The organism is Candidatus Diapherotrites archaeon, assembly GCA_040755695.1.
Classification (GTDB): domain Archaea; phylum Iainarchaeota; class Iainarchaeia; order Iainarchaeales; family 1-14-0-10-31-34; genus JBFMAK01.
Genome location: JBFMAK010000002.1, coordinates 200,136 through 225,653, shown reverse-complemented (window position 1 = coordinate 225,653; position 25,518 = coordinate 200,136). Strand labels below are relative to the sequence as shown.

The window sequence follows — 25,518 nt, the reverse complement described above, 5'->3', positions numbered from 1 at the left end:
TTAAAAACTAAAAACAAATGGTAAGACACATTATCTCCTGTGTCTTATATATTGGGAATGCCTTGGCATTACTGTTTGGGCTACTTCTTCTTTCTCTTCTTCCATTGGAATCTTTGCTGTAGTAACTAGGATTATGTCTTTTGTTGACTTGACGTTTCTGTAGGGAATGCTTTTTTCGCTTATTATTTTCTTTGCTTCCTGCTTTGATTTTACCTTTAGTGGCTCTGTGGTAATTGTCTCAATTCTGCCTTTCTCTAGGTTGATTATTAAGTCAAATACCTTGCCCTTGTACTCTGCTGTATCAGTGTAGATGTCCATCCCAAATAGTTTGGATAGTCTGACAGTCATTCTTTCACCTCAAAAAAATAAAATACAATTAATAGATAAAACGTTTAAGTATATAAATTTATTGCTAAAAAAGCCCAAAAACGAGTAAAATACATAACGCATAATCCTTTGGAGAGAACTTGGTGACAATTTAGCCCATTATTTTATCAGAAATATATATCTTCTACATAACATTTTTTTCTTACAATAACAAGGAATAGTGGAAGTGTGGGGTGTGCTTTGCTCCCTTTCATGTGCTATTTTTCAATTTATCAAGGGGATTTATTGTTTTTTTAAGTTCTGCAGTAGAAATGGTTGTGTATATTTGTGTTGTGGACAAATTTTCATGCCCTAAAAGCTCTTGGATCTTCCTTATATTTTCCCCAGATTCAAGGAGGTGCGTTGCAAAGCTATGGCGCATTGTATGAGCAGTAACCCTTTTAGTTATTCCTGCCTTTTGAGCTGCCTTTCTCACAATTCTTTCTATTGTAGTTGTGGTAATAGGTTTGCCGTTCTTTTTTGAGAAGACAAATTCTGATTTTACATTTTTCTTATTTAAGTATTTGTTAAGCTCCTTGACCCAGTAATCAGAGAGAATTATTGTTCTGTCCTTGTTTCCTTTTCCCCCCCTAACCTTGGCAATTTTTTGTTCCAAATCAAGATCATTTAATTTAATGTTAGCGCATTCACTCACTCTTGTGCCTGTGCTGTAAAGGAACTGCACCACAAGCCGGTTCCTGCCCCTCTTAGTAGCCCCAATTAATTTTTTTACTTCTTCAACAGAAAGAACTGAGGGAAGCTTCTTCTCTTTCCTTGGCATCTTTATTTCATCCATTATCTTGAGGTGCAGGTAATTGTGATAGAAATATTTTAGTGAAGAATAAATAAGGGAAATGGAGGCATTGCTTAAATTATCCTTCTCCTTTTTTTTCGCGATAAAGGAAATTATATCTTCTTTTGCAGTCTGTTCTGGCGCTTTATTTAAAAAAGAAAGGAATTCTTCTACATAATTTAAGTACATTTTAATTGTCCTTTTAGAATAGCCTGCCACTATTAGCTCCTGCCTGAACTTCTCTATTGCACCCTTTATTTCTTCCATGTTATATTAATTAATTTATTTCTTTATATTTTTTTGGTTTTTCCAGCCAATAAGTATATATTTTGGTTTAATTATAATTATTTCAAGGGGATTTAATGGTTGAATTAGGGAAGATCACAATCCTTTCAATTGTGTATGATGACGGCGATGAAATTTTAAGCGGCTTCAAAAAAGCCCTGTCAGAGAACAATGTCCAGAAATGCAGGATTATTTCCGTTGAGGGAAAGATAAAGGCCTTTGATATTAATATCTTTGTTGGAGGCGCTTTTACGCCAAGGCATTTGGATGAAGAATACAGGCTTACCTCTATTCATGGAGTCTTTTTTGAGAAAGGCAATTTGGGTTATAAGGGGGAGATGACTGTTTCCCTAGCTGGAGACGGCCACAAAATGCTTGGCGGGGACTTAATTCAAGCAAAAGCCTCAGGGACTGTGACAATAAAAGCCGAAGTTCTTGAAAGCAAATAAATACTTCTACATAACAATAATTTCTATAAGAGCTCTCTACGAATTCCTTTCAATTTTCCTAATTTTTGGGCTTTTCCCAGCAAAATAATCCTTAAATCCTTCAGGATGTCGTATAATAACCATTATACGTCAAAATCCCTTAGGGAATTTCAGCCAAAAACGCATTTTCTGTTTCTGCGCGTTTTAAAGGCATTTTTGGGCTTTCTGAAAATGGCTTAAAAGAAAAGCAAGTTATGTATAAGTTAAATAAATTTTGTGCTCTGTAAAATGATCTTTCACCCATAAATGTTTTGTTGTCTCGTATTTCCATTTAGGCCCTAAAAGATAATTTACTTTAAACTTCATATAAGTTGCGTCAAGCTTTTCAGCAGAAACTTTTCCTTTTAGGCCCGGGAAAGGATCAGTAAAAAAACGATAAATTATCTTATTAGAATGCACTTTAACTGAAACCTTTAAACCCACACTATTGTCCCTTGCCTTTACAACTCTGACAAAATCACTTAGGTTTCCTTTTCTGAAACCGCTTTGGTCATAAGTTTTCTTTAAGCCAAATGTTATTATCTTTTCAAATATCTTCAGTGCCTTCTTAACCCTGAATTCTTTTTTTAACACCAAAAACAAGTTTTCGTATAATCCAAAAAAAGCTTTGTTGTAGTTCACAAACACCCCTTAGTTATGTAGAATTATCCTATTTTTTCATGAAGAAGCTGAGCATTACCCAGAGTATGGCCCCAATTATTATGAGTGCTATTATTGCGTAGCCCATTTTTCTGCTTGTTGCTGCCCCTACAAGAGGGATTGGCCCGAGCATTATTACGCCTGCGCCTTCTACTTTCCCTTGCTGGCTTACTGCGCCTAAGGCTGTTCCGATGAATATTAATGCAATTCCTATGAGCAGAAGGATTATTCCTGTGCCCATTGCTGCCTGGCTTAAGTCGAACATATCTTTATGTAAGCATAGAAAAATTGAAAAGCTTAAGGAGAATTAAAGGAAAACAGGAGAAAAAAAGTAAAAAGAGAAAGGGAATTGGATGAAAGAATTAATTGGTTTTGATTTCTGTTTCTGGTTTCTTTTTCTTTTTTGTGTTGAAGTTTGCGAATGGCCTGAATTTTGTTTTGGTCCATGCCGTGGGCTGCTTTTTTCTCATTGCAAACTCTTCCTGCAGTAACTTTAACCTCATTTCCTCTGTTACTTCCACAGCCATCTCAAATCAACTCCATTAATTTTTTTTTAGCAATAAAAAATTAGCTGAAATCGTTTCCTACATTAATATTAGTGTTATTTATTGTCTTTTAAAGGGATGCCTTGCAGAAAGCCTTTTAAAAGTTTTTTTTTCTTAATTTAATTGTGATAAAGAAATGCGCTCTCTTAGGAAACAAGTTGAAGGCAAGGTCATAAGCAAGCCCGAGGACAAGACGTGGAAGGAATGGTATGAGAAGCTGTCCCCAAAAGAGCACGAAGAGTATTTATCCAAATTAGGCTTAAGCAAATCCGAATTGGAAGAATTCCACAAGGAAATGAAAAAAGAGAAATTAGTAATACAAGAATAATCTTTCCCTGATTCTATTTCACTGTCAGCTCTAAATCCTTCTTGTATTCTTTTGCAACGTACTTCTGTTCTTTCCCCTCATTCATGTATTCTGCAACCTTTATCCTGATCTGGTGTTCGCCTTCATCAGTCAAAGTTTTGGGGTAAATGTCAAAGTAATATGTTTTTGTCTTCCTTGCCCCTATTTCCTCAAATTTTCTCTGTTCTATTCCCTTTAATCCTGCTTTATCGAACGCAAGGCTTCTTGGAAGAAGGATTTCCATTGTCAGGAGCTTTGCTTTATTGTATTTGTTTGCAAGCTCTACAGTCAATTGCACTGGCTTTCTCTCCCTTAAATCCAGCCTGAAAGGAAAGAAGTGTGAATTAATCAGTATTGTCATAATTATTTTATTGCACAAAAATTCTTTTAAATAGGAGCAATATTTAATAATAACTTTGGAGAAAATTTTATTGGAAAAGGAAAAACTCTTTTTTCAAGGTTTTATTGAATGAAACGGACTGAATTGCCTGAATCAGAGCTTGTGAGGAAGACTTTTACTTTGAGGGTAATGGACCTTCCCCCAAACATCAAGCTCACTAAGCGTTCCCTTCTCAGGTGGTTTGCCCTCTCTTTTGGTCTGCTCTCAGAGAAAGAGTCCAGGACAACTGTTTTAGATGTTTTGGATTCGTTGTTTTATTTGGCTTTGGCAAAGAAAATTGAACCTTCAACCCTTGATGTGCAGAAGCATATTAAGGATAAAACCGGAAAGCTTGTCTCAGAAAAACTGATCAGGTATCATTTGAACAGGCTTAAGGACTTGGATCTTTTGCTCAGGAAAAAGCAGAGGTATTCCTTTAACCCTTGCCCTACTGCTGAGAGGACTGACCTCAAGGCTTCATTCAATCATTACGTCTCCAAGCCTATTTCAAAGAACCTATCAGATTTGGAGGATGTCTTTCTTCAATTATCTCAAACTTATAAAAAATAAGAAATGGATAATATGGCGATTTCAATTATTGTCTCTAAAACTGATTTGGCAGGCCTTAATATTTATTCCTGCCTCAAAGAAAATTTTTCTTTTAAGGAAACTCCAAGAATTTTTGATTCAAACCCAGTTCTTTCTTATAAAAACTTTGATTTGGTTTTGATTGAAAGGGAACAGGTTTTCGCTGATTACGTTGATTCTCTTTCTTCAGACTTATTTATTTTTGCTTCCAAGCACCGCTCTGAACAAGGCAAACCCTGTCTAACAGTCCATCCCATAGGCAATTTTGGAAAAGCTGAATTGGGGGGAAAAGATTTCGAATTAGTTCCAGCAAACGCTTCGGTAATGAAGTCTCTGCTTTTAGAATTAAGCAAGAAAAAAGAAGAGAAGAAATTATCTGATTATGAAGTCTGCTTAGAGTGCAGTCATCACGGGCCTTTCCTCTCAAAGCCAACTTTGTTCATTGAATTGGGTTCTTCTCCAGAGCAATGGAAGGACAAGAAAGCAGCTGAAGCAATAGCAGAAACAATTATTTCTTCTTCTGTTCCAGCAAAGAATTCTATTGTATCCCTTGGAATTGGTGGGCCACACTATGCCCCAAACTTCACTAAACTGGAGTTGAATTCCAATTACGCTTTCTCTCACATTATCCCAAAGTATTTCCTGCAGAATTTTTCTCTTGAAGTATTAAATAAAATGATTTCTTCCACTATTAAGCCAGTTCAAGAAATAGTTCTGGACGCAAAAGGCCTTGCTCAAGAAAAGCAGAAGATTATTTCAATTCTAAAAAAGCAAAGCATTCCTTTCAAGACAACAAAAGAATTATAAGTTATGTAGAACTCAGTATTTTTATATGTATTTTATGTAAATTTTGAAGAATTTTTCAAATGTTTTTTTGTATTTTTCCAATAAAAATCTTTCTAAATTTGTGGTATAACCATTATCATAGTCTTCTAAGCATTTTAGGTATGCTATTCTTTGGCTTTTTCTTATTATTAATGGTGCATAACCATTTTTCACCAATATTACATTGATTATGAATCTGCCCACCCTGCCGTTTCCGTCTTCAAATGGATGAATTCTTTCAAATTTTCCGTGAAAATGTGCTGCTTTTTTCAGTGGATGCATTTTGTTTTCATTGTTATACCATTTAATAAGCTTTTTCATTTCTTCAGAGACTTTTTCCGGGGTGGTTGTTTCAATTTTTCTTCCAACCAAAAAATTTGGAATTTTTTTGTAACCTGTTGAAGTATCCATGTCTTTTACTAGTATTTTGTGCATTTTTATTATGTCTTTTTCATTTACATCAAACTTTTTTTTGAGTATTAAGTCTACAACTTTTCTTGAGTTTCTTGTTTCATAGATTTCTCTAAGATCTTTTCCTTTTATTATTTTTTTTTCGAATAAAACAACTGCAACGTCTTTTAAGGTTAAAGAATTTCCTTCAAGGGCATTTGATTCGTAAGTAAAATTTGCCGTAAACCTGTCGAACAAGTCTTGCAATTGCTTTTTTGTTAGCTTTGAAATTATTTTTTTATACTCAATTTTTGTTTTTTCAACTTTTGCAATTTGTTCATTGGTAAAAACACTATCGGTTTTAAATTGTTCAATCGCCTTCTTTTGCCTTAATTTTTTTTCTTTTTCTTCAAAATATTCCTTGAGTTTTGGGGTAACTGCTTTTGTTTTCACTCTTTTGCTAAGCTTTACTATATTGCCCCCCAACCTAACTGAATGCACTGCATAAAGGTATTTTGTGCCCTTTATCTTTTTAACAGAAAAATAAACCATAAGAATAGTTAACCCCACAAAAAATATAAATTGATCGTTCTGTGGGGTTAACTCTTAATTATAAATTTCTTTGTTCAATCCATTCCTTTGTTTTTCCAAGCAGAATGAATTTTTTTTCTTTCAATTCATCTAAGTCTTTTGCTCCAACAAGGAACATTCCTATTTTCATTTCTTCTATTATTCTTTCTATAAGCGCTTTTACTCCTTTGCTTCCTCTCTCGTTTTGTGCTTTCAGTGCAGGCAGGCCTATTCCCACCAAGTCTGCTCCTAGTATTATTGCTTTTACTGCGTCAAGGCCTGTTCTTATGCCGCCTGTTGCTATTACTTTTTTCTCTTTGCTTAAGGCTTTCCTTGTTTCTATTACTGATACTGCAGTTGGAATTCCCCAGTCCCAGTATGTTTTGCCTAATTCTTCATAGCCCCTTAGAGAGTCTATTGCAACCCAGCTTGTTCCTCCTGCTCCCCCCACATCCACTGCTTTTATTGCTGTCTGGTCGAGCAATTTCGCTGTCTCGTAGCTTATTCCATGCCCAACCTCTTTTGCGTATACAGGGAATTTTGTTTTTTCTGCAAATTCTTTTAGTGCTTTGAATGACCCTAAAAAGTTCTTGTTTCCTTCGTACTGCATTGCTTCCTGTGCTGGATTCAGGTGTATTGCTATTGCATCTGCTTTTATTTCTTTCAGTGCTTTTTCTGTTTCTTTTACTGAAAACTTCTTTAATTGTGTTACCCCTAAATTTCCCGCTAAGAATATGTCTGGTGCAACTTCTCTTACTTGGTAGGTGTAGGAAAGGCTTTTTTCTTCTATCATGGCCCTCATGCTTCCTAGGCCCATTCCTATTCCTGTCTCCTGGCATGCTATTGCTATGTCCAGATTAATTCTTTCTGCTTCTTTTATGCCTCCGGTCATTCCTGCAATCATTATTGGGGCCTTAAAATTTTTTCCCAGGAATTCTGTTTTGAGGTCTATTTCCTCTAAATTGGATTCTGGTAGCGCCCTGTAAATTAATTCTATGTCTTCAAATTCTGTTGTCTTCTTCTTGAACTGCACATTCTTTGTCAGGGCAATCTGTATGTGTTCTGCCTTCCTTTTTTCTGTCTCCATTTTTTTTTGCCTCAGAATTTTATTTCTGTCCCTATTCTTTCTCCGAGCAATGCTTTTTTTACGTTTCCTTTGATGTTTGCATTAAAAATTATTGCTCTTGTTCCTTTTAATTGTTCCCTTAATTTTGTAAGCTTTCCTTTCATTCCTTGTGTTACATCAACTGTTTTTGCTTCTTCAACCTTCTTCAGCACTTCACCAAAATTCTTTTCATCAATCCTTTCAATCAATTTTGCTTTAGGGTTTGTTTTTGGGTCTGCAGTAAAAATTCCATTAACATCTGTTCCGAGCAGCACTTTTTCTGGCTTGAATTCTTTTGATAGAAAACTTGTTATTGCATCCCCGCTTGCAACGCTGGCATTCAATTTTGTATCCGGAACCATTTGGCCGTAGAGCACTGGCACTTTTCCTTCTGAAAGGGCTTCCTCAATTTTGCTTAAATTGAATTTAATTATTTTCTTTTCTTCCTGCACTATAATCTTGTTTGGGTTTAAGCCAACTGCTCTAACCCCCTTTTCGTTTAATTTTTTCAAAAAAATGCTGCCCAAAAAATTGCAGTCCTTTATTGTTTTTTCAAGCCCTTCTTTCTGTTTTTTGCTGTACACGCCGTTATTTATGCCAAAATTTGCAACATTTGTGTGCCCGAAAGGCCCTGCCCCATGCACTAAAATCAGCTTGAATTTTCCTTTTTTCACTGCTTCTTTTATTTCCTTGGCAATCCTCTTAATTATCTCTTCTTTTGCCTCTAGCTTATTCTCTTCTTTGTAGGTGCAGACTGAACCCCCAATTTTCAGTATAATTAGCTTCATTCGCTCACTTCAATGATTCCATTGTCTGCGTCGACTTTTACTTTAATTCCGTCTCTTATTTTTTCTATTTCAATCTTGTCAATGCACGGGATTTCAGATATTATTGCCCCAACAGCAACAATTGTTTCGCATTCCTTGTTTATTATTGCTGCAGGGGCTTTCCCGTTTTTCTTCATCCTGTAAAGGGTATAGCTTCCAACAGTGCTTCCCTTTCCTTGCGGGAAAACCAATATCTTTCCTGCAATGCTTTTGCCTTCAAGCGAATGGCCTTTCTCTGTTGCAATCCCCGTGTCAGGGTCTACTCCGCCGTAAAAGGAAACCCCCTCCTTTGAAATCATTGCTATTCCTTCTGCTTTTCCGCCGCAAATCTTTCTTCCACTCAATTTCATAATCTCAGCTCGTTGCAATTTCAATCAATTTCTCCAGTGGAACAAAAACTGTCTTAAAGTTATTTTTTCCTCTTGCATAGAATACGCCTTTTGCGCTGTTTGTTGCCATGCACTTAAACCTTCCTTTTATTGGTGCTACAACAAAGCAGGTGTCTGCAGCAAATTTTGCTCCGGCTTCCTCAATTGTTTTGACATAGCCTTTCTTTTCTGCCTCTTTTTTTATTGGCCTTGCCGTTGCAATCCATGTTTCCTTCCTCACTTTCTTTCCTTTAAGCATTTTTGCAATTTTTTCTAATTCCCCTAAACTGCAGTGCGGGCACCCTATTGCAATAAAATCTACTTCACTTAAATCATTCATTTCATTTTTTGCCTTTTCAATTCCCTCTTGGCTAACTGAAATTTTTTCTTCTGGTTCTTTTACTTTTTCAGGGGTTATGCCTTGCATGTGGAACAATCCTGCCCCACCGTATGTTGCAATGCTTGCACTAAAACTTTTCAGTTGCTCTACATCTGCTTTTTTTACTCCTTTAATGTAAGCCACTTTGCTTCCAATCTTTTTTCCAATAACATATCCTAAAGCTCCAAAGTCAATAACGTCTTTTAATTCTGCTTCAACTTCAATGCTTATTTTTGGTTGCCTGTTTTCATCCAAGTGCAATCCGTACTCAGGTGTTTTTCCAGTCAATGCAGCTGCCAGAGCGCTTGGCCCGCCTTCCCTGTTTGTCCTTGCCCCGAGGACAGAGTTTGCATATGCTACTGCAGAGCTTTCACTCCATGCAATATGTTTTCCCAGCCCAGGCTTGTTTCCGACAAAGTATGGGGTGCAAGTGCATGTTGTAAGAACCCCCATTTTTGCAAATGCTTCAATTACTTTTTTCTGTTTTGCAGCAAATTCTTCGCTTATCCCTAAAGCCTTCCAGTTCTCCAAGTCCATCCCTGCAGGGTTTAGGGTGGTAAATACTTTTACTCTGCCATCTTTTGCCATTTCATCTAAGAATTCCAGTCCCGCGTCCCCTAAATTATCATAGCTTACCCCAGCAATTTGAACGCTTTTCACATCAATCAATTTTTTTGCGCCGTATATTTCCCCTAATGCAACCAATATTCCCATGCTTTTCTTTATTGCTGTGCCCTGCTTTCCTTCAAGCATTTCCTTTTCTTCTTTTGTTAACTCCATTCTCTCACTCTAAAAACTTCTTTAATTCTACCTTAGGGAATTCTGCTTTCCCAAAATTCTTTCCTTTTACCACTAAAGGCTTTGTTAAATCAAAACCGCATTTTGTTGTGAAGTGCGTTTCAGGGTCAGCGCTTGGGTCTAAGCTGCTTCCTTTTTCTCTTGGCTTCATTATGAAATCTGTGTCTGCCTGGAATCTTGTTGCCATTGCCCACTCTACCTCTAATGGATTATAAATGTCAATGTCTTTGTCTACAATGAATATGTGCTTGCAGCTCTTATGTCCTTTGAATGCTGCTTCAACTGCTTTTTTTCCGTCCTCTTCTTTCTGTTTGTCTATTTTTACTATTGCGTGCAGCCAGCTGCAGCCTCCCGGGTTCACGTTCACATCCAAGCATTTTATTTCTGCATCGTTTACTTCCTTGAATATTGTTGGCTCGCGGGGCATTCCCATCAAGATTTTGTGTTCCAGTTTTCCTGGAAGAAGCGCCTGCCAGATTGCATCCTTTCTGTGCGTTATTTTTTTTACTTCAAATACTGGCTCCTGCCTTACAATGTCATATGTTTCTGTCAGGTCTACAAAAGGGCCTTCGTTTGCTTTCTCTTCAAGCCTTACAATTCCCTCAAGCACAAACTCGCAGTCTGCTGGAATTGTTCCATTAAAAGTTTTTGCTTTCACTACTTTTAATGGCTCCAAAGTGTTTGCTATTTCCAGTTCATTCCTTCCTAATTCAACGCTTATTGCTGCAGCAATCAATACATTTGGGGCATTCCCTATGCATACGGCAACAGGCAGTTCTTTATTCTTTTTCAGCAATTGGTCGAAATGCCTATCCTTTACAACCCTAACAGAAAACTTGTTTTTTGCTATCTGCATGCACCTGTGGAAGTCAACGTTTTGGATTCCGTCTTTGTCTTTTGTTATTAGGACCCCACTGCTTATGTAGTTGCCTCCGTCTTTTTCGCAGTGGAATAGTATTGGCAATTTATCCAAGTCCACTTCAATTTCTTCTTCTTGGCATGGAGCTTTTTCCGCAACTTCTGGCAGGGAGGGGTTTTCAATTGCATTAATAATTTTTGGTATTAATTCATTGGGTTTAATTCCAAAATAGTCTGCTATTGCGTCTTTTGTTCCGAAAAGGTTTCCTGCAACCTTAAACTGTGATTCCTTTATTTTTTCAAATAGGACAGACTTTTCGTTCAATTCATTCAGTATTGCTGATGCTTCAAGTTTTTTTGAAACAGGCTTTGATATTATGGTTAGCTTTCCTTTCCCCTCAATTTTTTTTATGTATTCCCTGAATCCCATTATGCCCACCTTTTAAATTTCTTGTTTGGAATTCCTATTAAATCTAATGTTTTTCCTGTAATAAAATTCCTTATGCCCTTCAAGTTTTTTGGCTTGTGGTAGAAGGCAGGGCTCAAAGGGAAAATTATGCCTCCATACAGGGAAATCCTGTAAAGGTTTTTCAGTGTGGGAGCGCTCAATGGAGTTTCTCTCACGCACACAATCAGTTTTTTTCTTGTCCTGAGCATTGAGTCTGCTGCCCTTGAAATAAGGTTTCCGCAGTGCGCTGTTGCAATCTCTGATACAGTTTTAACGCTTGCAGGGATTACTATCATTCCGTCAACAAGAAAACTGCTGCTGCAAATGCTTGCGCTCATGTCCTTGTTTTCATAAACAAATCCTGCAAGCTTTTTTACTTCTTTGACATTATAATTTGTTTCTTCTTCAATCAGTTTTTCTGCCCACTCGCTTACCACTAAATGAATTTCAGCTTTTGCCTCTTTCAGTGCCTTCAATAAATCAACTGCATATTCTACCCCTGAAGCCCCGCTTATGGCAACAATTAATTTCAATTTTTTTCACCAAAGCTTAGCACTTTAAACAAGCTTTTGCTGTAAATAAAAGCTTCTAGAAAACCTTATAATAACTTTTCCATTAATTCTTCATTATGACTGCGCGAGGCAGAAAAAGAAAACAACTGCAGAGAAAAGTTTTTGGGGCAATGGGAATAATTGGGGGAAAGCCCCTCAAAGATTCAACCCTCCCAAAAATTCATGAAAAATTTCATTCTGGAGCAAGAGCACGACCACTGGTTTATAAGGCAACTTATGAGTATTCAAGGCTTCCAATCAAACACGTTGGAAAATTTGTTGATTTGGAAAGGGTTAAATCTGAACTTCTTTCAATAAAGAAAATAAATTCACTTATTTCAAAACACCCTTATTTAAGAGAAAATTTTGATAGATTGCTCTCAAATGCGATAAGGGAAAGGGGAATGAAAGCAACAGAGCTTGACTGGAGGGCAAGACCTCTCACCCACACAGCAGGCATTGCAAAAAGAGCAAAGGGCCTTCCGGAAAAAATGAACGATGAGGTTGGAAGAATTAGTAGCATTATTTTTGGGAACAAGATTGGTAGTAAAACAGTTGTTGATATTGGCACAGGCACTGGAGACACAATTTTTAGGGTTGTTCAAAGTTTGTTTCCTAAGCAAAGAAGATATCTTAGAGTTATATTAAATGATGTTATAAAAAGTTTGCCCCAAGTTAAAAGAAAACTTGCTGAAATGGGCGTTCCTGCCAATAATATTCAAATTTTGCCTGTAAGCTTTTATTTAGCGGCTACAGCTTTTAAGCAGGCTCCAAGACCTGAAGTTGCTAAAGGGCAAAAGCAGTATGCAAAAAATTTCAGGGAATTAATTGGCAAGGCTGATTTGGTTATTTCAGGTGCAACTTTCAATAATTTTTCTGATACTTTTCCAGTCGTAAAGGCAATTAGAAAAATTTTAAAGCAAGGAGGACATTTTATTGTCTGGGATTGGGCGGGGGTTGATGTTAAAGAACCTTCATTAGATATAGCAAGCCTTAGAAGAGTTTCATTTAAAGTTTCCAAAGGTATTGCCCCTTCAGAGCTAGATAATTTTAAATCTTTTCTGAGTTTTTGGCTTGATTCTTGGGGCGTTCCTACTGCAAGAGAAAAATTGCTGCAAGACATTGAAAAATCAAATAAATTTAATTTTGCTGAATGGGTTGAAAAAAACCTATCATGGCTTGAAAGAATTCAAGAAGAAAGATTAAGGAAAGACACTATGACAGGCTTAAAGAATAGGGGCTATAGAATGGCGCAAGACCTTACAAGTGAATTCAATCTTGTTAGAATGAATGTTGAAGAAATTTATTTTCCTTTTGCAGAAAGAGAAAAAATTACTGGGGGAAACTTAACTTATTTGATTGCAGGCAAAAAATGATTTATCTTATATGTCTAATTGTTGGCTTTTTTCTTACTATTAAATGAGTTCCCCTTTTAGTAGGATTTACTGGAAATATTGAAAAACCAGCTTTTTTAATCCTTGATTCCAACAAATTTCTTTTTTTTGTATGAGCTAAAACTATCACTGCCCCGCCAGGCCCTCCAGCTCCCGTCAATTTTGCACCATACGCGCCAGCTTTTCTTGAAATTTTTATGACTTTTTCTATATCTTTTGTTGTTACGCCACCTTTTCTTAATAAAGCTTGATTTTTGTTCAATGCAGCACCAAGTTTTTTTGCATTTCCTTTAGGGTGAAGTTCTTGGAGCACTTTATTAAAAACCCTTCTAAATGGCTCTAGGCGAACCCTATCCTGAGGGGTCATTTCTGTTAGTATTTTACTTATTTCTTTTTCTCCTTCTTTTTTTGTTAAACCATAAACTTTTGCTAACTTTAAGATCATTTCTCCTGTTTTTGATCTTTCTCCTCCCATATATGTATCTACAACAATAATGGTTGTATTTTTTGGGATGTTTAGCCCCCTCATTTTTTCAAAATTCCATTGTATTTTATTGTCTTTAACTAACCTAATTAATTTTGTTGAACCGTACAATACCGTCATTGCATCAATCCCACTTGGCCTGCCACCGTGAGCTATTTCTTCTGCAGACTGGACTGCCATCCACAAATCATCTCTTTCTGGATACGAACTTTTTCTTGGTTTTTTTTCCATTGCATGAAATAAACTGGAAGCAAGAGCCGCAGAAATTGAAGCTGAAACCCCAACTCCTTTTGGGGCTTTAGAAGAAACAATTTCAGCAATTAGATGTTTTCTCGGCAAAAAACCGTGCTTTTCAATAATATAGCGAGTCAAAGCAACAAAAGGGTCAAAATTTTTATTTATCTCTCCAATAACTTCGCCTTTTTTGTTTAAAACCACTTTACCTCTTTCACTTGTAAGTTCAAGTGAAGGTTTACCTTCAGCTTCATATAAATTAACTCTCATAAAAGGTTGTAATGCAAGGGTTACTCCAGGCGTCCCATGAACTACACCGTGCTCTCCAGAAACAATTACTTTTAGAGGTGCTTTTGCAACAGCAATCAATTTTTTCATAGTAAACACAATTTTAATATTATAATTATTTCACTACCTTAAATTTATACCCGTATGCTATTGCTCCTTCTTTGTCGGTGTCTGAGATTTTCCTGAAGACTTTTTTTACTTTTGCGCCTTCTCTGATGCTTTCTTTTTTTGAGTCAACTATCTGGCTTAATATTTTCGCTTTATTCTCCAATTCTATTAGTGCAAGAAAGTATGGGGTTTCGTGCTCGAAGCCCATTGGACCCACAAACACTTCAGTGAAGGAAATAATTCTTCCTGTCCTGGGCATTTCTTTTTCTTTGAGCAATGCTTTCCTCCTGCAGTTAGGGCACACTACCCTTGCAGGAAAGAATGCTGTCTTGCAGTTCTCGCAGTAATTGCCTTTAAGCAGGTATCTTTCAGGATATCTCCTCCAATGCAATGGCAGGCACGCGTGAGTCATTTTTTTCCCTCCAATTTTCTAAATATGTGCACTACTGCAGTCGCTCCGCTTCCACCCACATTGTGTGTCAACCCAGTTTTCGCGCCTTCAACCTGCCTTTTTTCAGCTCGTCCATTCAATTGTTCAAATGCTTCTGCTGCCTGCTTTATTCCAGTGGCTCCAACAGGGTGCCCCATTTTCAGGCCGCCCGAAGGATTAACCGAAATTTCAGCGTTTAATTGGGTTCTTCCTTTTTCTACTGCCTTTCCGCCTTCTCCTTTCCTGAAAAAACCCAAATCTTCTATTGCTAATATAAAGGCATTTGTGAAGCAGTCGTGCACTTCAGCAAAATCAACATCTTTTGGTTTAATCCCTGCTTGTTTGTAGGCTTCTTTTGCAGCAATTCTTGTTGCAGCTAACTCAGTTAAAGATTTCCTTTCAGTCAATCCAAGTGAATCCGAGGCCTGCGCTGAAGCAATTATTTCTATTGCTTTGTCTGAAATATTTTTTGCTTTTTTGCTTTCGCACAATATGAGTGCAGCTGCTCCATCAGTAATTGGAGAGCAATCTAATAATTTCAAAGGAGAAGAAATATAACCCGAATTCATTACGTCTTCAACTGCAATTTCTCTGTGAAATTGCGCATTAGGGTTGTTCATTCCGTTTTTGTGAGCTTGAACTGCACACAAAGCCATTTGCTCTTCTGTTGTGCCGAATTCCTGCATGTGGGCTCTTGCAAGCAAGGCGTATAATGCAGGGAATGTTGCGCCGTGGAATAATTCTGTTTCTTGGTCTCCTGCGCCCCCTAAAGCAAAAGATGCTTCTTCTGTTGAGACTTCAGTCATTTTTTCTATTCCCCCAACTGCAACCATATCGTATTCCCCTGATTTTATTGCAAGGAATGCTGTCCTTAATGCTACCCCTCCTGAAGCGCATGCTGCTTCAACCCTTGTGGAAGGAATTGGTGTCAGGCCTAATTGGTCTGCTATAAGTGCTCCAATGTGCTCTTGGCCTATAAGCCTTCCTGAGGCCATTGTGCCGCCGTAAATTGCCTGAATGTCTTTTCCTTCAATTCCTGAGTCCTCTATTGCCTTCATTCCTGCTTCAGCTATTAATTCCCTGAAGCTTTTGTCCCAGTGCTCCCCGAATTTTGTGCATCCGGCCCCAATTATTGAAACGCTTCTCATTTTCTTCTCCTCACAAACTCTTCAGTTTCTTCCTGTGCTTTACGTATTCAGCGTAAGTCAAATACTCTTTTTCTTTTATTGATTCCAGCACTTTTTCTTTTGCTCTCTTGTGCTGGATGTTTTTTGTTGCCCTCAGGATGAATGCGTCGCTTCCTGCTCCAGAGCCATAGCTTACAACAAGAATTTTTTCTTTTGGTTGAATCTTGTCCAGCACAGAGCATAATCCTATCATTGAGGCAGCAGAATAAGTGTTTCCAATGAATGGAACAATCATTCCTTGCTCTAATTGTTCTTGCTTGAATCCCAGAATCTTTCCTGCCTGTGAAGGGAATTTGGCGTTAGGCTGGTGGAATACTGCGTGCTTGAAGTCTTCTGCTTTCATTGAATTTTTTTCCATTATTTTTTGTGCTGCTGAAATAACATGCCGAAAGTATGCTGGCTCTCCAGTAAACCTTCCTGCGTGCCTTGGGAATTCTGCGTGCTGTCTCCTCCAGAAGTCTGGCGTATCAGTAGTGAAAGAATAGGTATCTTCTATTGCTGCAATTATTTCTTTTTCTTTTCTTCCAATTATTATTGCTGCTGCGCCTGAGCCTGCAGTGAATTCTAATGCATCATTAGGCCTGCCTTGTGCTGTGTCTGTTCCTATAGCCATCCCGTACTCAATCATTTCACTTTTAACTAACCCAATGCATGCCTGCATTCCTGCTGTCCCTGCCTTGCACGCAAATTCCAGGTCTGCTGCCATTAAGTCTGGGCCTGCATTTATTGCGTCGCAGACAGTTGAAGCTGTAGGGTTTACTGCATAGGGATGGCTTTCTGATCCAACGTATAATGCCCCGATTTTTTGAGGGTGAATTTTTCCTGTTCTTATTGCTGTCCGTGCTGCTTCTACTGCCATTGTGCAGGCGTCTTCATCAAAAGAGGCAACTGCTTTTTCTGTTACTCCTAATCCCGAGGCAATCTTTTTTCCGTCTTTCTTCCATGTCCTTGCAATTTCTTCCACTGTAATCCGGAGGCTGGGCACGTAAGCCCCGTATCCTATAATTCCTGTTTTTTCGTGCATAATAATCATTTATTTTCTTTTTTTAATAAACATTATTGATTCGAATTTTGTATTAATTGTTTTGCTCTTTCCATTGAAATGTTCTTCTCTTTTATCATTTGCTCTGCAATGCTTTCTATTTGCATTCCTGTTGCTCCGGCCATTACTGCAATGTTTTTTGCGTGCAGTTTCATGTGGCCTTTCTGGATGCCTTCTGTTGCTAAAGCTCTCAATGCAGCGAAATTGTTTGCTAAGCCCACAGACGCAATTACTCCTGCCAATTCCTTTGAGCTTTTCACTCCCAAGATTTTTACTGCAATCCTTGCAATTGGATTGCTTTTTGTTGCGCCTCCTATAAGGCCAAGTGCAAGGGGCAGTTCAATTTCTCCAACCAAGTCCCCTTTTCCGTCTTCATAAAATTTTGTTAGAGGCTTGTAGGATTTATTCTTCCAGCACGCAAAGGCGTGTGCTCCTGCTTCTATTGCCCTCCAATCATTTCCTGTTGCAATTGTTGCTGCGTCCACTCCGTTCATTATTCCCTTGTTGTGGGTGCATGCCCTGAAAGCGTCAATTTCTGCTAATTCGAATGCCTGAATTATTGATTTCACTATTTCTTTTCCGCTCACTTGGAATTCCTTGAAGCTTTCCTCCAAGGCTTTTTTCGTGAATACTGCTTTTGCTTTTGCTGTCCTGTAAACAGCCAGATTTGAAAGTATTTTAAGCCTTACTTTGCCTCCAGTTATTTCCTCTATTTTTGGGGCAATTTTTTCGCACATTGTATTGACTGCGTTTGCTCCCATTGCGTCCCTTACATCCACGAGCAAGTGCAGTACAAGGAACTTTTCTTTCTTTCCTTTCAGTTCCCTTATAATTAATTCCCTTGCCCCCCCGCCTGCCTTCACAAGGCCAATGTCTGCCTGGTTTGCCTTCTCGAGCAATTCCTTTTTTCTTGCGTTGATTTCTTTTCTTGCTTTCTTTAAGTCTTTTGCAGTTAATTGTATTTGGCCTATCATTATTGGCTGTGTTGCCTCTGCTTTAAATCCAAAGGCTTTCCTTGCAATCTTTGCTGCATTTGAGGCTGCAGCAATGACAGAGGGCTCTTCTATTGCCAGTGGTATGAGATAATCTTTTCCATTAATTTTGAAGTTTGTGGCAATGCCTAAAGGCAGTTGCATTGTTCCAATCACGTTTTCTGTCATCCTGTTTGCAGCATCAAAGTCTAATGCCCCAAATTCTTTCAATTGCCCTAATTCTTCCTCGCTTAATCCAGAGAACTCTTTCACCAGTTCAAGCCTTTCCTCCAGGCTTTTGCTGTAGAACCCGCTCATATCAGAGCTTTTCTCAATTTTCTCTTTCTTTTCTCTTTCTTCCTTCATATTTAGTCCTTTGATTTTAACACTTTTTCAATGCAACAAAATATAAATACTACGTTAATCGTCAATTCAATTACGGCAATAAGCGATGCAATTCTGTTAGGCTTACCTTGCCTGTAATAAAGCTGAATGCATCGTACAAGAATTTTGTTATAGTGATTTTTGCTGTTGAAATTATTCCAATAGGTTTATAGCTTATGCTTCCATCATCCAGTGCTTTCTTTAATTCTTTTGCCTTGTCTTCTGCCATAATTATTCTCTGGACTGTTTCTTCGTTTGTTTTTGCCTCTATTGTTGCGTTCTTCAGATAGCCTTTCTGGAGTGCCTTGATTTTTGCGTTCCTTAATTCTATTCCAATCCTTTCTTTTTCTCCGTTCTTCAATTCGATTTCTGCATTTATTCTTTCGCTCCCGAAAACAGCCTTAATGCTGTCAGGCACTTTCTCGCTGTATTCATTTGCTCTTTCAATTAATTCTAATGTTTCTGTTGTAGGCTTTCCTTTTTCATTGAATGCATTTTCAATTCTCTCCTGCAGGCTTTCCTCTGCTAAAACAAGTGGGTTGACTAATGCAATTAAAGCCAGAGCCACAACAAAAAATTTTATTTTACCCTGCACAGCTTTTCTTCTCCTTGGAGTTCGCTCCAATCCAGCCTCTCCTTTAATTCCGAAACTTTTTTTTTGATTCCCGCGCCCAGAGAATATCTTGTGGGAAATTCTGTTTTCTTCACCAGCTTTTTTTTGAGCAATTCCCTTACTGCATCCCTTGCTTCAGTGAATGAAAGCCTTGCCTGCGCTTGTATTTCTTCTATTGTGCTGTTTTTTTTCAATAATACAATTAGTGTTTCTTTTTCTTTTAAGCTTAATTCTTCTAATTCCATTTTATTCTCTTCTTATTTTATGAACTCGACATTCCTCATTTCCCTGAATTGTTCATCGCCCGTGAGAAATTTTATATTTCTTTCCAATGCAATTTGATAGCCAGCAGCATCCACATAAGATAGTTTTTTTGCTTTTTCTTTGAATCTTAATTTCATTGCCGCTTTTATTGTATTGTCTTCTATTTCAACGCATTTATCCAAGAAAGAATCATAGTATTTTTCCGCCATTTCTTCTGTTGATTCAAGCAGCGCACTGTAATATACTTCCATCAGGTTTAGTTTCGTTGTAATTAATTCGCTTTCTTCAAAGTATTTTTTTAATTTCTTGTTCCCTTTAAGGTAGTCTATTATTGCATAACTGTCTGCAAAAAATTTCTGCATTAGTTCCACCCTTCCCTGAGTTCGTCTTTAATTTTTTGAGTGTCTTTTTTTGTTTTAAGTGTTCCAAAAAGGGCTTTTATTGGAACTGCCTTTTTTACAACCAAAACAACTTTGTCGTTCGGATGAATTTTTTCTTTTTCAACTGCATTAGCTGGTAAAGTGAGCCCAATGCTGTTTCCCCACCTTCTTACTGTAACAACAATCTCAACCATAATTATATCACCAATATAATTATACAATAAGTTATATTTAAATTAATATGTTTTCAAAACCTTTGTTCTGCCCTTTTCTTTATGTATTCCACCCTGATGCTTACAGCTTTGGCCATTTCTTCTTGTGTGCTTAATTTCTGCATCTTGCCTGCAAGGGTTGTGTCTCCAATAATGTTTTTCACCCAGTCGCTGAAGTCGTTTTTTCCTTCTTTCACATGGAAAGCAAAGGTTTCTGCCGGAATCTCTTTCAGTATAAGCTCTAAATCGCACAGACTTTTTATTGGCACTCCGTCCTGCAGGTAAAAGTAATGGTCCGGGTGCTTTACGTCTGCCAAAAGCACTGCAGCGCATTCTGCTCCATTGTGCCTTTCAAGCTCGTACCTCATAGAATTAGGCGTGAAGAATTCAAGCTCTTTCTTGATTGCAGCCCAAATCTTCCCGAAGTCAACCATTCCTCTTCGCCCTAAAAACTCTTCTAAGAAAATTCTTTTAAGAGTATGCTGTTTGAAATAATAATTGCAGGCACTTGAATTGGTTGAATTTAATGAATGGGAAAAGTGGAAGAAGGAAATTAATTGTATTGCACGGCGGCTTAAAGCCCAGAAAAATTGAAGGCATTGAAAGAAAAAAATATTTAGGATCTGGTGTGGAAGGAAAGGTTTTTGAAGTTGAAGTGGCTGTTAAAAAAGCTAAAAAAATTAAGAAAAGAGTTTTTGCTGAAAAAGAATTTCGCGAAGGCATGCAATGGTACGGCCATTGGCTGCCCCCAAAAAAGCAATGGCTTTTAATGAAAGAATTATTAAAACTGAACAGAGATAAAAAGCTTGGCTTAAGGATTATTCCGACCATTAGGCCCCTCAAAAGAAAAGATAAAATTTCAAGCTTCTTTTTGACAAAACTTGATGTAATAGACTTCAAAGGAATAAACAGCAAAAAGTTAACAGAATTTGAGGAAGACATGCAAAGGCAAATAGAGATAGGCAGTAAAAAAGGTTACTTTATAAGCGACGATGCGTTCTTGCCCGTGTTCGATAAAAAAACAAAAAAAGTAATTGCAATAATTGGGGATTTCGGGCAAATTCGAAGAAAAGAAGATTTTTCATGAATTCTTCTTTATTATTTTTTGGCTTTCTTTTTGTGTTGGGAGGCCTTGGGTTGTTCCTATTTCGTTTATTACGCTCCACGCGCTCGCAAGACCGAATTCAATGCACTTTTTTACTGGGAGGCCTTTTATGTGGGCGCTCGTGAAGCCTGAGCCGAAGGCGTCCCCTGCACCTGTCGTGTCTTTTGCTTTTATCGGGAAAGGCTTTCTTGAATAGAATTTTTTTCCATCATATAATATTACTTCTTCTGGGCCTTGGGTTACTACAACAATTCTTGCCCCTAATTCATTCAATTTTTTTGCTGCTTCCTTTACTGTCCTTTCGCAGGCAAATGAAAGCGCTTCCCCTTCATTCAAAAAAAGTATTTCTGTTCCAGCAAGAATTTCCCTCATTTTTTCTGCTTTTTTCCTCTGCTCCGAGCCTGGATTGAAGGCAATTTTCACTCCATTCTTTCCTGCAAAGGCAAATAATTTCTCAAGCACTCTGTCTTCTGAGCCAAAACTGCTTATGTAGAAGAATCTGCTTTTTTTTAATTCGTTCCATTTTATTTTCCTTGCTTTGAAGTGGTTGTTTGCCCCCCTGTAAACTAAGATTGTCCTGTCTCCTCTTGCCCTCCTTATTATTATTGAGAATCCTGAAAGGTGTTTTTCGTCTTGCATTATTAATTGTGTTGGAGTGCCCTCTTTCTTTAATTTCTCCTTTATTTTTTCTGCTGCCAGGTCTTTCCCTAAATTCAGCAATGGCGCTGCCTTTAAGCCCTGCCTTTTAAAGCCTATAACAGTATTGAATGCCCCTCCTCCTAAACCGAATTGCAGTTCCTCCAAGTCTATTTTTCTTCCATAAGGAAGGCAGATATTTGTCTGTCCTTCTATTCTAACGCACGGGGCAATCTTGAATAATTCAGATTTAATGAATACATCCTCTGAAGCAGAGCCTATTGTTATCACATCGTATTTTTTGTTCATTCAATTCCTTCCTGAATTAAATTGGTTGAAGGATTATTTAATTGTTTTCGTTTTGCAATTAGAATTAGTGTAATTTTATTCAATCTTCCCTTCAAGCAATTCTTTTATTGTCCGCAAAACGATTTCTAGTCATTCTTGGTTTTTTGCTCGTGCTACTTCTTCGTAGGCTCCTTTCCCAAAAGAATATGCAACAACATATCCTTTGTTTTTCTTTATTCTTCTCATTGCTGTTTCAAAATTGTTTATTATATTCCTTCCAATATTTTCGCTTTGCTTGACTTGAATAGGATAACCCCCTGCAATTTGTGGGGTGAAACCGTCAATTCCCATATCGCTGCTTTTTCTGTCACTGACTTTTCCAAGAAACTTGCTTGTAACAACCCAGTTTTGAAACTCGAAGGGTTCGAGATTTTTTATATAGTTTAAATCCACTTTTCCGGTTATTAAATTAGCATTAACATAACATTCTTTTTGCATTCTTTTTTTCATTAATTTGCAGGCAGTGGGGCTTACATTAATTCCAATCCATTTTCTGCCAAGTTTTTGAGCAACAACTATTGTTGTCCCACAACCACAAAAGGGGTCCAAAATAATATCTTCATTGTTTGAACTTGCTTTAATAATTCTTTCCAAAAGAGCTTCTGGTTTTTGAGTCGGGTAACCTAAATATTCTGAGAAAGGAGCTGTTATTTGAGAAATTTCCCAAACATCAGCCATTGGAACACCAGGTGATTTTTTACCCAAAGTTTCACTAAATCTTGTTCCTTTATCACTTTTTCTGTCAACTCTTAATTTTCCTTTCCATTGCTTTTTGCTGGATTCCAATAAATCTTCATATTGTTGTTTCCACATTTGAAATTCTTTTTTATTATTTTTTCTATAAAATAAAATAGTGTCATGCATTCTTTGGAAAGCATTTTGCTTTGAAGGCCATCTTCTATATCTCCAGATTATTTCATTTACAAAATTGTTTTTCCCGAAAATTTTATCCATTAAAATTCGTAGGTGTGCATTTGCGTGCCAATCACAATGTAAATACATGCTTCCCCTGTCTTTCAAAACCCTCTGGCATTCTCTTATTCTTGGTTCCATCCAAGAAATATAATGTTCTATTCCGCCAAGCCATCTGTCTTTATATGCCCTTTTTTCAGCACCGTTATTCCAAATAACTTCATAATGTTTATTAGAAAAAAAAGGCGGGTCAGCATAAATTAAGTCTACACTTTTATCTGAAAACTTGCTCAAGATCTCCAGATTGTCTCCTTCATAAATTGCGTTAACTTCCATGCTTTTAATTAATGTTAAAAGCTTTTTTTAAATAGTTTCTAAAGAGTGCATCTCCCGTGAACTTTCAGGGTTAAATTTAAATTCTGGTAATGCTATTATAGAATTGAACCAATATTTTTTGAACTAGCAATTCTGGCCAGAATGAATTGCTCAGCACAGGTTTACCTAGGTGTGGGAACAATGAAGGTACTGATGTTTGGATGGGAGTTTCCTCCATTCAAGTCAGGCGGCTTAGGCACTTACTTATATGGCTTCACCAAGGCATTGTTCCATAAGAACGTGAAAGTAACCTTTGTAATGCCTCACACTGGAATGGAAATAAAGCCTGGCTTTGTTAATGTGGTTCAGGCTGACGGCAGTTACTCTCACGTTAAACTCTTTGACATAAAGGGTTTTGATTTAACACCTTACAATCCTTCAATTGAATTAAGCACTTCTCATTCAGCTGGTTCAAAAGTTGGTTCAAGCAAGCAGGCCTACGGCCTTGACTTTTTCTCTAAGGTCAGGGATTACACTGTTGCTTCAGTGCACAAGGTCAAGGGCGAGGCCTGCGATCTAATTCACTGCCATGACTGGATGACTTATCCCGCAGGCATCCTACTCAAAAAAATCAAGAGAAAGCCTTTGGTTGTAACAATTCATTCAACAGAATACGACAGGACAGGTTCATTAAACCCGAATCACAATATAAAAGAAATTGAGAGGAGAGGCCTTCATGAAGCAGACAAGGTCATTACTATCAGCAATTACATGAAGAACCAGTTGATTGAACGGTACAACATACCGGAAGAAAAAATCAGGGTTGTGTACAATGGCTTGGATAAAGAGCATTATGTTTTGAAAGACAAACCTAAGGTTGGAGTGAAAGAAAAGATTGTTTTGTTTTTGGGCAGGCTTACAATCCAGAAGGGTCCTGACTGGTTTTTGGAGGCTGCTTACAGGGTGCTGAAGATTGACCCTAATGTTAAATTCGTTGTTGTGGGGAATGGGGACATGCTGCCCCAATTAATCAATAAAGCAATTGCAATGCGCATAATTGATAAGATTGTTTTTGCAGGCTTCAGGGAGGATGTCCAAAAGTATTATTCTTCTGCTGATGTTTATGTAATGCCTTCTGTTGCAGAGCCTTTCGGCCTTACAGCTTTGGAGGCAATGGCTTCTCATACCCCAGTAATTATTTCAAAGCAGGCTGGGGTTGCTGAGGTCGTCCAGAACTGCATGAAGGCTGACTTCTGGGATTCAGATGAATTAGCAAACAAGATTTTGGGGGTACTGCACTACAATGCCTTGAAGAATTCAATGAGCCAGAACGGCTTCCATGAAGTGCAGAAATTCTCGTGGGATGAGGTAGCAGAAAACTGCATTAACGTGTACAAGGAAGTAATTAATTAATTATGATTTGGGGGTTAATGAATGCCGTCAATTTGCTTGTATTTTCATGTGCATCAGCCTTGCAGGCTGAGGAAGTACAGTTTCTTTGATATAGGAAAGAACCATGATTACTTTGATGTGAATGCAAACAATTTCTATTTGGGGAGGATAATAAGGAAATGCTATGAGCCCACAAACAGGAAATTGCTTGAATTGATTGAAAGGCATAATGGAAGGTTCAAGTTCTGCTTCAGCATTACAGGCATTCTTTTGGACCAGTTAGCTGAATTCAATCCCAAAATAATTGATTCCTTTAAGGCTTTAGTGGACACTGGCAATGTGGAATTGTTTGATGAAACATACTATCATTCTCTTGCTTATTTAATCTCAGAAAAAGAATTCAAGGCGCAAATAGAATTGCATTCAAAGAAGTTCAAAGAGCTTTTCGGTGTAAAACCTAAGGTATTCAGGAACACTGAGGCAATGTACTCCAATGACATTGCAAGGATTGCAGGAGAATTAGGCTATAATGCAATTATTTCTGAGGGCTTGTCTAATGTGCTTGCCTGGAGGTCTCCTAATCATCTTTACACTGCAAAGGGCTCAAAGATTAAAACCTTATTAAGGAATTACAAGCTTTCAGACGACATTGCTTTCCGGTTTTCTACTAGGGACTGGAGCGAGTGGCCTTTGACTGCAGACAAGTATGCTTCCTGGCTTTCTGCCTGTGACGGGACAAACATTAACTTGTTCATGGATTACGAGACTTTTGGAGAGCACCAGTGGCCTGAGACAGGCATATTTGATTTTCTTGACCACCTGCCAGCAGAGGCATTGAAGTACAAGAACTTGGAGTTCTGCACTGCTTCAGAGATTCTTGAGAAGTATAAGCCTGTTGGTGAATTCGATGTTCCTTACACTGCTTCTTGGGCTGACGTGCACAGAGACCTTTCTGCCTGGCTTGAGAATGAAATGCAGAGGCAGGCTTTCGCTGAATTGAAATCCATTGAATTAAATGCAGTTAATTCAAGGAATTCTTCCTTGATTGATTCCTGGAGGAAGCTGGGCATAAGCGACCACTTTTATTACATGTGCACTAAATGGTTTGCTGACGGTGACGTCCATAAATACTTTAATCCTTATTCTTCTCCTTATGATGCCTTCCTGAATTACATGAACTGTTTGTCTGACCTTAAACAGCAGTTGACCCACGAGAAAGTGAAGCCCCAGGGCTTTTGGGCTAAATTGCTTGGAAGGAATTGATTTGAAGT

Annotated in this window: 33 protein-coding genes; 8 read left to right on the top strand and 25 right to left on the bottom strand. The window is 37.8% G+C overall.

What is annotated here, in order from left to right; all coding sequences use genetic code 11:
- Window positions 1-30 precede the first annotated feature (30 nt).
- Window positions 31-348: a PRC-barrel domain-containing protein gene (locus AB1467_04810; protein ID MEW6295587.1), complete on the bottom strand. Its 318-nt coding sequence runs from the start codon at window positions 346-348 to the stop codon at window positions 31-33.
- Window positions 349-577: 229 nt separating this feature from the next.
- Window positions 578-1,426 (bottom strand): site-specific tyrosine recombinase/integron integrase, encoded by an 849-nt coding sequence (gene xerA, locus AB1467_04805; protein MEW6295586.1) that lies wholly within the window; start codon window positions 1,424-1,426, stop codon window positions 578-580.
- A gap of 95 nt (window positions 1,427-1,521) precedes the next feature.
- Here xerA and AB1467_04800 point away from each other — a divergent pair, with 95 nt between their 5' ends.
- Window positions 1,522-1,893: a DUF296 domain-containing protein gene (locus AB1467_04800; protein ID MEW6295585.1), complete on the top strand. Its 372-nt coding sequence runs from the start codon at window positions 1,522-1,524 to the stop codon at window positions 1,891-1,893.
- Between the two features lie 231 nt (window positions 1,894-2,124).
- Here the strand turns inward: AB1467_04800 and AB1467_04795 are convergent, their stop codons facing one another.
- The 3 genes from AB1467_04795 to AB1467_04785 all read right to left on the bottom strand — a co-directional run bounded on the left by AB1467_04795 (window position 2,125) and on the right by AB1467_04785 (window position 3,098).
- Window positions 2,125-2,553: a hypothetical protein gene (locus tag AB1467_04795; GenBank protein MEW6295584.1), complete on the bottom strand. Its 429-nt coding sequence runs from the start codon at window positions 2,551-2,553 to the stop codon at window positions 2,125-2,127.
- Window positions 2,554-2,581: 28 nt separating this feature from the next.
- Window positions 2,582-2,836 (bottom strand): DUF131 domain-containing protein, encoded by a 255-nt coding sequence (locus tag AB1467_04790; GenBank protein MEW6295583.1) that lies wholly within the window; start codon window positions 2,834-2,836, stop codon window positions 2,582-2,584.
- A gap of 97 nt (window positions 2,837-2,933) precedes the next feature.
- On the bottom strand, window positions 2,934-3,098 hold the full coding sequence (locus AB1467_04785; GenBank protein MEW6295582.1) for a hypothetical protein: 165 nt from the start codon (window positions 3,096-3,098) through the stop codon (window positions 2,934-2,936).
- 154 nt (window positions 3,099-3,252) lie between these two features.
- Between AB1467_04785 and AB1467_04780 the strand changes: the two genes are divergently transcribed.
- Window positions 3,253-3,444, top strand: a complete 192-nt coding sequence (locus tag AB1467_04780; protein MEW6295581.1) for a hypothetical protein — start codon at window positions 3,253-3,255, stop codon at window positions 3,442-3,444.
- A 13-nt stretch (window positions 3,445-3,457) separates the two neighbouring features.
- Here the strand turns inward: AB1467_04780 and AB1467_04775 are convergent, their stop codons facing one another.
- A complete protein-coding gene (locus AB1467_04775) occupies window positions 3,458-3,823 on the bottom strand; it encodes a hypothetical protein (protein MEW6295580.1) in 366 nt (121 codons plus the stop codon).
- 108 nt (window positions 3,824-3,931) lie between these two features.
- Here AB1467_04775 and AB1467_04770 point away from each other — a divergent pair, with 108 nt between their 5' ends.
- Both AB1467_04770 and AB1467_04765 read left to right on the top strand, forming a co-directional pair.
- Complete coding sequence (locus AB1467_04770) at window positions 3,932-4,411, top strand: hypothetical protein (protein MEW6295579.1); 480 nt, start codon at window positions 3,932-3,934, stop codon at window positions 4,409-4,411.
- Window positions 4,412-4,414: 3 nt separating this feature from the next.
- On the top strand, window positions 4,415-5,236 hold the full coding sequence (locus AB1467_04765; protein ID MEW6295578.1) for a D-aminoacyl-tRNA deacylase: 822 nt from the start codon (window positions 4,415-4,417) through the stop codon (window positions 5,234-5,236).
- A 21-nt stretch (window positions 5,237-5,257) separates the two neighbouring features.
- On the opposite strand, the gene AB1467_04760 is transcribed toward AB1467_04765, so the two are convergent.
- The 7 genes from AB1467_04760 to AB1467_04730 form a co-directional block, all read right to left on the bottom strand.
- Window positions 5,258-6,097, bottom strand: coding sequence for a Fic family protein (locus AB1467_04760; protein ID MEW6295577.1), 840 nt, complete (start codon window positions 6,095-6,097; stop codon window positions 5,258-5,260).
- A gap of 157 nt (window positions 6,098-6,254) precedes the next feature.
- On the bottom strand, window positions 6,255-7,301 hold the full coding sequence (gene fni, locus AB1467_04755) for a type 2 isopentenyl-diphosphate Delta-isomerase (GenBank protein MEW6295576.1): 1,047 nt from the start codon (window positions 7,299-7,301) through the stop codon (window positions 6,255-6,257).
- An 11-nt stretch (window positions 7,302-7,312) separates the two neighbouring features.
- Window positions 7,313-8,107, bottom strand: a complete 795-nt coding sequence (locus AB1467_04750) for an isopentenyl phosphate kinase (GenBank protein ID MEW6295575.1) — start codon at window positions 8,105-8,107, stop codon at window positions 7,313-7,315.
- Window positions 8,104-8,496, bottom strand: a complete 393-nt coding sequence (locus tag AB1467_04745; GenBank protein MEW6295574.1) for a DUF126 domain-containing protein — start codon at window positions 8,494-8,496, stop codon at window positions 8,104-8,106. The genes AB1467_04750 and AB1467_04745 overlap by 4 nt, the downstream gene beginning before the upstream one ends.
- A gap of 4 nt (window positions 8,497-8,500) precedes the next feature.
- On the bottom strand, window positions 8,501-9,673 hold the full coding sequence (locus AB1467_04740) for an aconitase X catalytic domain-containing protein (GenBank protein MEW6295573.1): 1,173 nt from the start codon (window positions 9,671-9,673) through the stop codon (window positions 8,501-8,503).
- A gap of 4 nt (window positions 9,674-9,677) precedes the next feature.
- The gene (locus AB1467_04735; GenBank protein MEW6295572.1) at window positions 9,678-10,979 is read right to left on the bottom strand and encodes a UbiD family decarboxylase; all 1,302 of its coding nucleotides are present in this window, start codon (window positions 10,977-10,979) and stop codon (window positions 9,678-9,680) included.
- Window positions 10,979-11,530 (bottom strand): UbiX family flavin prenyltransferase, encoded by a 552-nt coding sequence (locus AB1467_04730; GenBank protein MEW6295571.1) that lies wholly within the window; start codon window positions 11,528-11,530, stop codon window positions 10,979-10,981. The genes AB1467_04735 and AB1467_04730 overlap by 1 nt, the downstream gene beginning before the upstream one ends.
- A gap of 95 nt (window positions 11,531-11,625) precedes the next feature.
- Here AB1467_04730 and AB1467_04725 point away from each other — a divergent pair, with 95 nt between their 5' ends.
- Window positions 11,626-12,924 (top strand): hypothetical protein, encoded by a 1,299-nt coding sequence (locus AB1467_04725; protein MEW6295570.1) that lies wholly within the window; start codon window positions 11,626-11,628, stop codon window positions 12,922-12,924.
- A 1-nt stretch (window position 12,925) separates the two neighbouring features.
- Here AB1467_04725 and AB1467_04720 read toward each other — a convergent pair whose 3' ends face one another.
- From AB1467_04720 to AB1467_04675, 10 genes are all read right to left on the bottom strand, one after another.
- Window positions 12,926-14,038, bottom strand: a complete 1,113-nt coding sequence (locus tag AB1467_04720) for a hypothetical protein (protein ID MEW6295569.1) — start codon at window positions 14,036-14,038, stop codon at window positions 12,926-12,928.
- A 25-nt stretch (window positions 14,039-14,063) separates the two neighbouring features.
- Window positions 14,064-14,468 carry a Zn-ribbon domain-containing OB-fold protein gene (locus AB1467_04715; protein ID MEW6295568.1) on the bottom strand — a complete coding sequence of 135 codons (405 nt, stop codon included), beginning with the start codon at window positions 14,466-14,468 and terminating at the stop codon, window positions 14,064-14,066.
- Window positions 14,465-15,634, bottom strand: coding sequence for a thiolase domain-containing protein (locus AB1467_04710; GenBank protein ID MEW6295567.1), 1,170 nt, complete (start codon window positions 15,632-15,634; stop codon window positions 14,465-14,467). The genes AB1467_04715 and AB1467_04710 overlap by 4 nt, the downstream gene beginning before the upstream one ends.
- 10 nt (window positions 15,635-15,644) lie before the next feature.
- Window positions 15,645-16,706 carry a hydroxymethylglutaryl-CoA synthase gene (locus AB1467_04705; GenBank protein ID MEW6295566.1) on the bottom strand — a complete coding sequence of 354 codons (1,062 nt, stop codon included), beginning with the start codon at window positions 16,704-16,706 and terminating at the stop codon, window positions 15,645-15,647.
- A gap of 23 nt (window positions 16,707-16,729) precedes the next feature.
- Window positions 16,730-18,052: a hydroxymethylglutaryl-CoA reductase, degradative gene (locus AB1467_04700; protein ID MEW6295565.1), complete on the bottom strand. Its 1,323-nt coding sequence runs from the start codon at window positions 18,050-18,052 to the stop codon at window positions 16,730-16,732.
- 70 nt (window positions 18,053-18,122) lie between these two features.
- Window positions 18,123-18,695 (bottom strand): hypothetical protein, encoded by a 573-nt coding sequence (locus AB1467_04695; GenBank protein MEW6295564.1) that lies wholly within the window; start codon window positions 18,693-18,695, stop codon window positions 18,123-18,125.
- Window positions 18,650-18,928: a hypothetical protein gene (locus tag AB1467_04690; protein ID MEW6295563.1), complete on the bottom strand. Its 279-nt coding sequence runs from the start codon at window positions 18,926-18,928 to the stop codon at window positions 18,650-18,652. The genes AB1467_04695 and AB1467_04690 overlap by 46 nt, the downstream gene beginning before the upstream one ends.
- A gap of 12 nt (window positions 18,929-18,940) precedes the next feature.
- Window positions 18,941-19,309 carry a PIN domain-containing protein gene (locus AB1467_04685; GenBank protein MEW6295562.1) on the bottom strand — a complete coding sequence of 123 codons (369 nt, stop codon included), beginning with the start codon at window positions 19,307-19,309 and terminating at the stop codon, window positions 18,941-18,943.
- A complete protein-coding gene (locus tag AB1467_04680) occupies window positions 19,309-19,548 on the bottom strand; it encodes a hypothetical protein (protein ID MEW6295561.1) in 240 nt (79 codons plus the stop codon). Before AB1467_04680 ends, AB1467_04685 begins: the two co-directional genes overlap by 1 nt.
- Window positions 19,549-19,574: 26 nt before the next feature.
- A complete protein-coding gene (locus tag AB1467_04675) occupies window positions 19,575-19,973 on the bottom strand; it encodes a hypothetical protein (protein ID MEW6295560.1) in 399 nt (132 codons plus the stop codon).
- 92 nt (window positions 19,974-20,065) lie between these two features.
- Between AB1467_04675 and AB1467_04670 the strand changes: the two genes are divergently transcribed.
- Entirely contained in the window at window positions 20,066-20,626 is a 561-nt protein-coding gene (locus AB1467_04670) for a hypothetical protein (protein ID MEW6295559.1), read from the top strand.
- On the opposite strand, the gene AB1467_04665 is transcribed toward AB1467_04670, so the two are convergent.
- A complete protein-coding gene (locus AB1467_04665; protein MEW6295558.1) occupies window positions 20,621-21,589 on the bottom strand; it encodes a carbohydrate kinase family protein in 969 nt (322 codons plus the stop codon). The two genes, AB1467_04670 and AB1467_04665, sit on opposite strands and share 6 nt — an antisense overlap.
- Before the next feature lie 129 nt (window positions 21,590-21,718).
- Entirely contained in the window at window positions 21,719-22,876 is a 1,158-nt protein-coding gene (locus AB1467_04660; protein ID MEW6295557.1) for a site-specific DNA-methyltransferase, read from the bottom strand.
- Between the two features lie 180 nt (window positions 22,877-23,056).
- On the opposite strand from AB1467_04660, the gene AB1467_04655 reads away from it, so the two are divergent.
- Together AB1467_04655 and AB1467_04650 are read left to right on the top strand one after the other, a co-directional pair.
- The gene (locus AB1467_04655; protein ID MEW6295556.1) at window positions 23,057-24,268 is read left to right on the top strand and encodes a glycosyltransferase family 4 protein; all 1,212 of its coding nucleotides are present in this window, start codon (window positions 23,057-23,059) and stop codon (window positions 24,266-24,268) included.
- 21 nt (window positions 24,269-24,289) lie between these two features.
- Window positions 24,290-25,510: a glycoside hydrolase family 57 protein gene (locus AB1467_04650; protein ID MEW6295555.1), complete on the top strand. Its 1,221-nt coding sequence runs from the start codon at window positions 24,290-24,292 to the stop codon at window positions 25,508-25,510.
- The last annotated feature ends 8 nt before the right edge of the window (window positions 25,511-25,518 follow it).

What these genes read in the sequence shown, in the direction of transcription:
- AB1467_04725 (MEW6295570.1), top strand. Translation starts at nt 11,626, where the DNA reads ATGACTGCGCGAGGCAGAAAAAGAAAACAACTGCAGAGAAAAGTTTTT.
- AB1467_04780 (MEW6295581.1), top strand. Translation starts at nt 3,253, where the DNA reads ATGCGCTCTCTTAGGAAACAAGTTGAAGGCAAGGTCATAAGCAAGCCC.
- AB1467_04790 (MEW6295583.1), bottom strand. Translation starts at nt 2,836, where the DNA reads ATGTTCGACTTAAGCCAGGCAGCAATGGGCACAGGAATAATCCTTCTG.
- AB1467_04750 (MEW6295575.1), bottom strand. Translation starts at nt 8,107, where the DNA reads ATGAAGCTAATTATACTGAAAATTGGGGGTTCAGTCTGCACCTACAAA.
- AB1467_04675 (MEW6295560.1), bottom strand. Translation starts at nt 19,973, where the DNA reads ATGGTTGACTTCGGGAAGATTTGGGCTGCAATCAAGAAAGAGCTTGAA.
- AB1467_04735 (MEW6295572.1), bottom strand. Translation starts at nt 10,979, where the DNA reads ATGGGATTCAGGGAATACATAAAAAAAATTGAGGGGAAAGGAAAGCTA.
- AB1467_04770 (MEW6295579.1), top strand. Translation starts at nt 3,932, where the DNA reads ATGAAACGGACTGAATTGCCTGAATCAGAGCTTGTGAGGAAGACTTTT.
- xerA (MEW6295586.1), bottom strand. Translation starts at nt 1,426, where the DNA reads ATGGAAGAAATAAAGGGTGCAATAGAGAAGTTCAGGCAGGAGCTAATA.
- AB1467_04785 (MEW6295582.1), bottom strand. Translation starts at nt 3,098, where the DNA reads ATGGCTGTGGAAGTAACAGAGGAAATGAGGTTAAAGTTACTGCAGGAA.
- AB1467_04655 (MEW6295556.1), top strand. Translation starts at nt 23,057, where the DNA reads ATGAAGGTACTGATGTTTGGATGGGAGTTTCCTCCATTCAAGTCAGGC.
- fni (MEW6295576.1), bottom strand. Translation starts at nt 7,301, where the DNA reads ATGGAGACAGAAAAAAGGAAGGCAGAACACATACAGATTGCCCTGACA.
- AB1467_04690 (MEW6295563.1), bottom strand. Translation starts at nt 18,928, where the DNA reads ATGGAATTAGAAGAATTAAGCTTAAAAGAAAAAGAAACACTAATTGTA.
- AB1467_04670 (MEW6295559.1), top strand. Translation starts at nt 20,066, where the DNA reads ATGAATGGGAAAAGTGGAAGAAGGAAATTAATTGTATTGCACGGCGGC.
- AB1467_04665 (MEW6295558.1), bottom strand. Translation starts at nt 21,589, where the DNA reads ATGAACAAAAAATACGATGTGATAACAATAGGCTCTGCTTCAGAGGAT.
- AB1467_04710 (MEW6295567.1), bottom strand. Translation starts at nt 15,634, where the DNA reads ATGAGAAGCGTTTCAATAATTGGGGCCGGATGCACAAAATTCGGGGAG.
- AB1467_04660 (MEW6295557.1), bottom strand. Translation starts at nt 22,876, where the DNA reads ATGGAAGTTAACGCAATTTATGAAGGAGACAATCTGGAGATCTTGAGC.
- AB1467_04700 (MEW6295565.1), bottom strand. Translation starts at nt 18,052, where the DNA reads ATGAAGGAAGAAAGAGAAAAGAAAGAGAAAATTGAGAAAAGCTCTGAT.
- AB1467_04650 (MEW6295555.1), top strand. Translation starts at nt 24,290, where the DNA reads ATGCCGTCAATTTGCTTGTATTTTCATGTGCATCAGCCTTGCAGGCTG.
- AB1467_04720 (MEW6295569.1), bottom strand. Translation starts at nt 14,038, where the DNA reads ATGAAAAAATTGATTGCTGTTGCAAAAGCACCTCTAAAAGTAATTGTT.
- AB1467_04715 (MEW6295568.1), bottom strand. Translation starts at nt 14,468, where the DNA reads ATGACTCACGCGTGCCTGCCATTGCATTGGAGGAGATATCCTGAAAGA.
- AB1467_04685 (MEW6295562.1), bottom strand. Translation starts at nt 19,309, where the DNA reads ATGCAGAAATTTTTTGCAGACAGTTATGCAATAATAGACTACCTTAAA.
- AB1467_04745 (MEW6295574.1), bottom strand. Translation starts at nt 8,496, where the DNA reads ATGAAATTGAGTGGAAGAAAGATTTGCGGCGGAAAAGCAGAAGGAATA.
- AB1467_04705 (MEW6295566.1), bottom strand. Translation starts at nt 16,706, where the DNA reads ATGATTATTATGCACGAAAAAACAGGAATTATAGGATACGGGGCTTAC.
- AB1467_04740 (MEW6295573.1), bottom strand. Translation starts at nt 9,673, where the DNA reads ATGGAGTTAACAAAAGAAGAAAAGGAAATGCTTGAAGGAAAGCAGGGC.
- AB1467_04775 (MEW6295580.1), bottom strand. Translation starts at nt 3,823, where the DNA reads ATGACAATACTGATTAATTCACACTTCTTTCCTTTCAGGCTGGATTTA.
- AB1467_04810 (MEW6295587.1), bottom strand. Translation starts at nt 348, where the DNA reads ATGACTGTCAGACTATCCAAACTATTTGGGATGGACATCTACACTGAT.
- AB1467_04765 (MEW6295578.1), top strand. Translation starts at nt 4,415, where the DNA reads ATGGATAATATGGCGATTTCAATTATTGTCTCTAAAACTGATTTGGCA.
- AB1467_04800 (MEW6295585.1), top strand. Translation starts at nt 1,522, where the DNA reads ATGGTTGAATTAGGGAAGATCACAATCCTTTCAATTGTGTATGATGAC.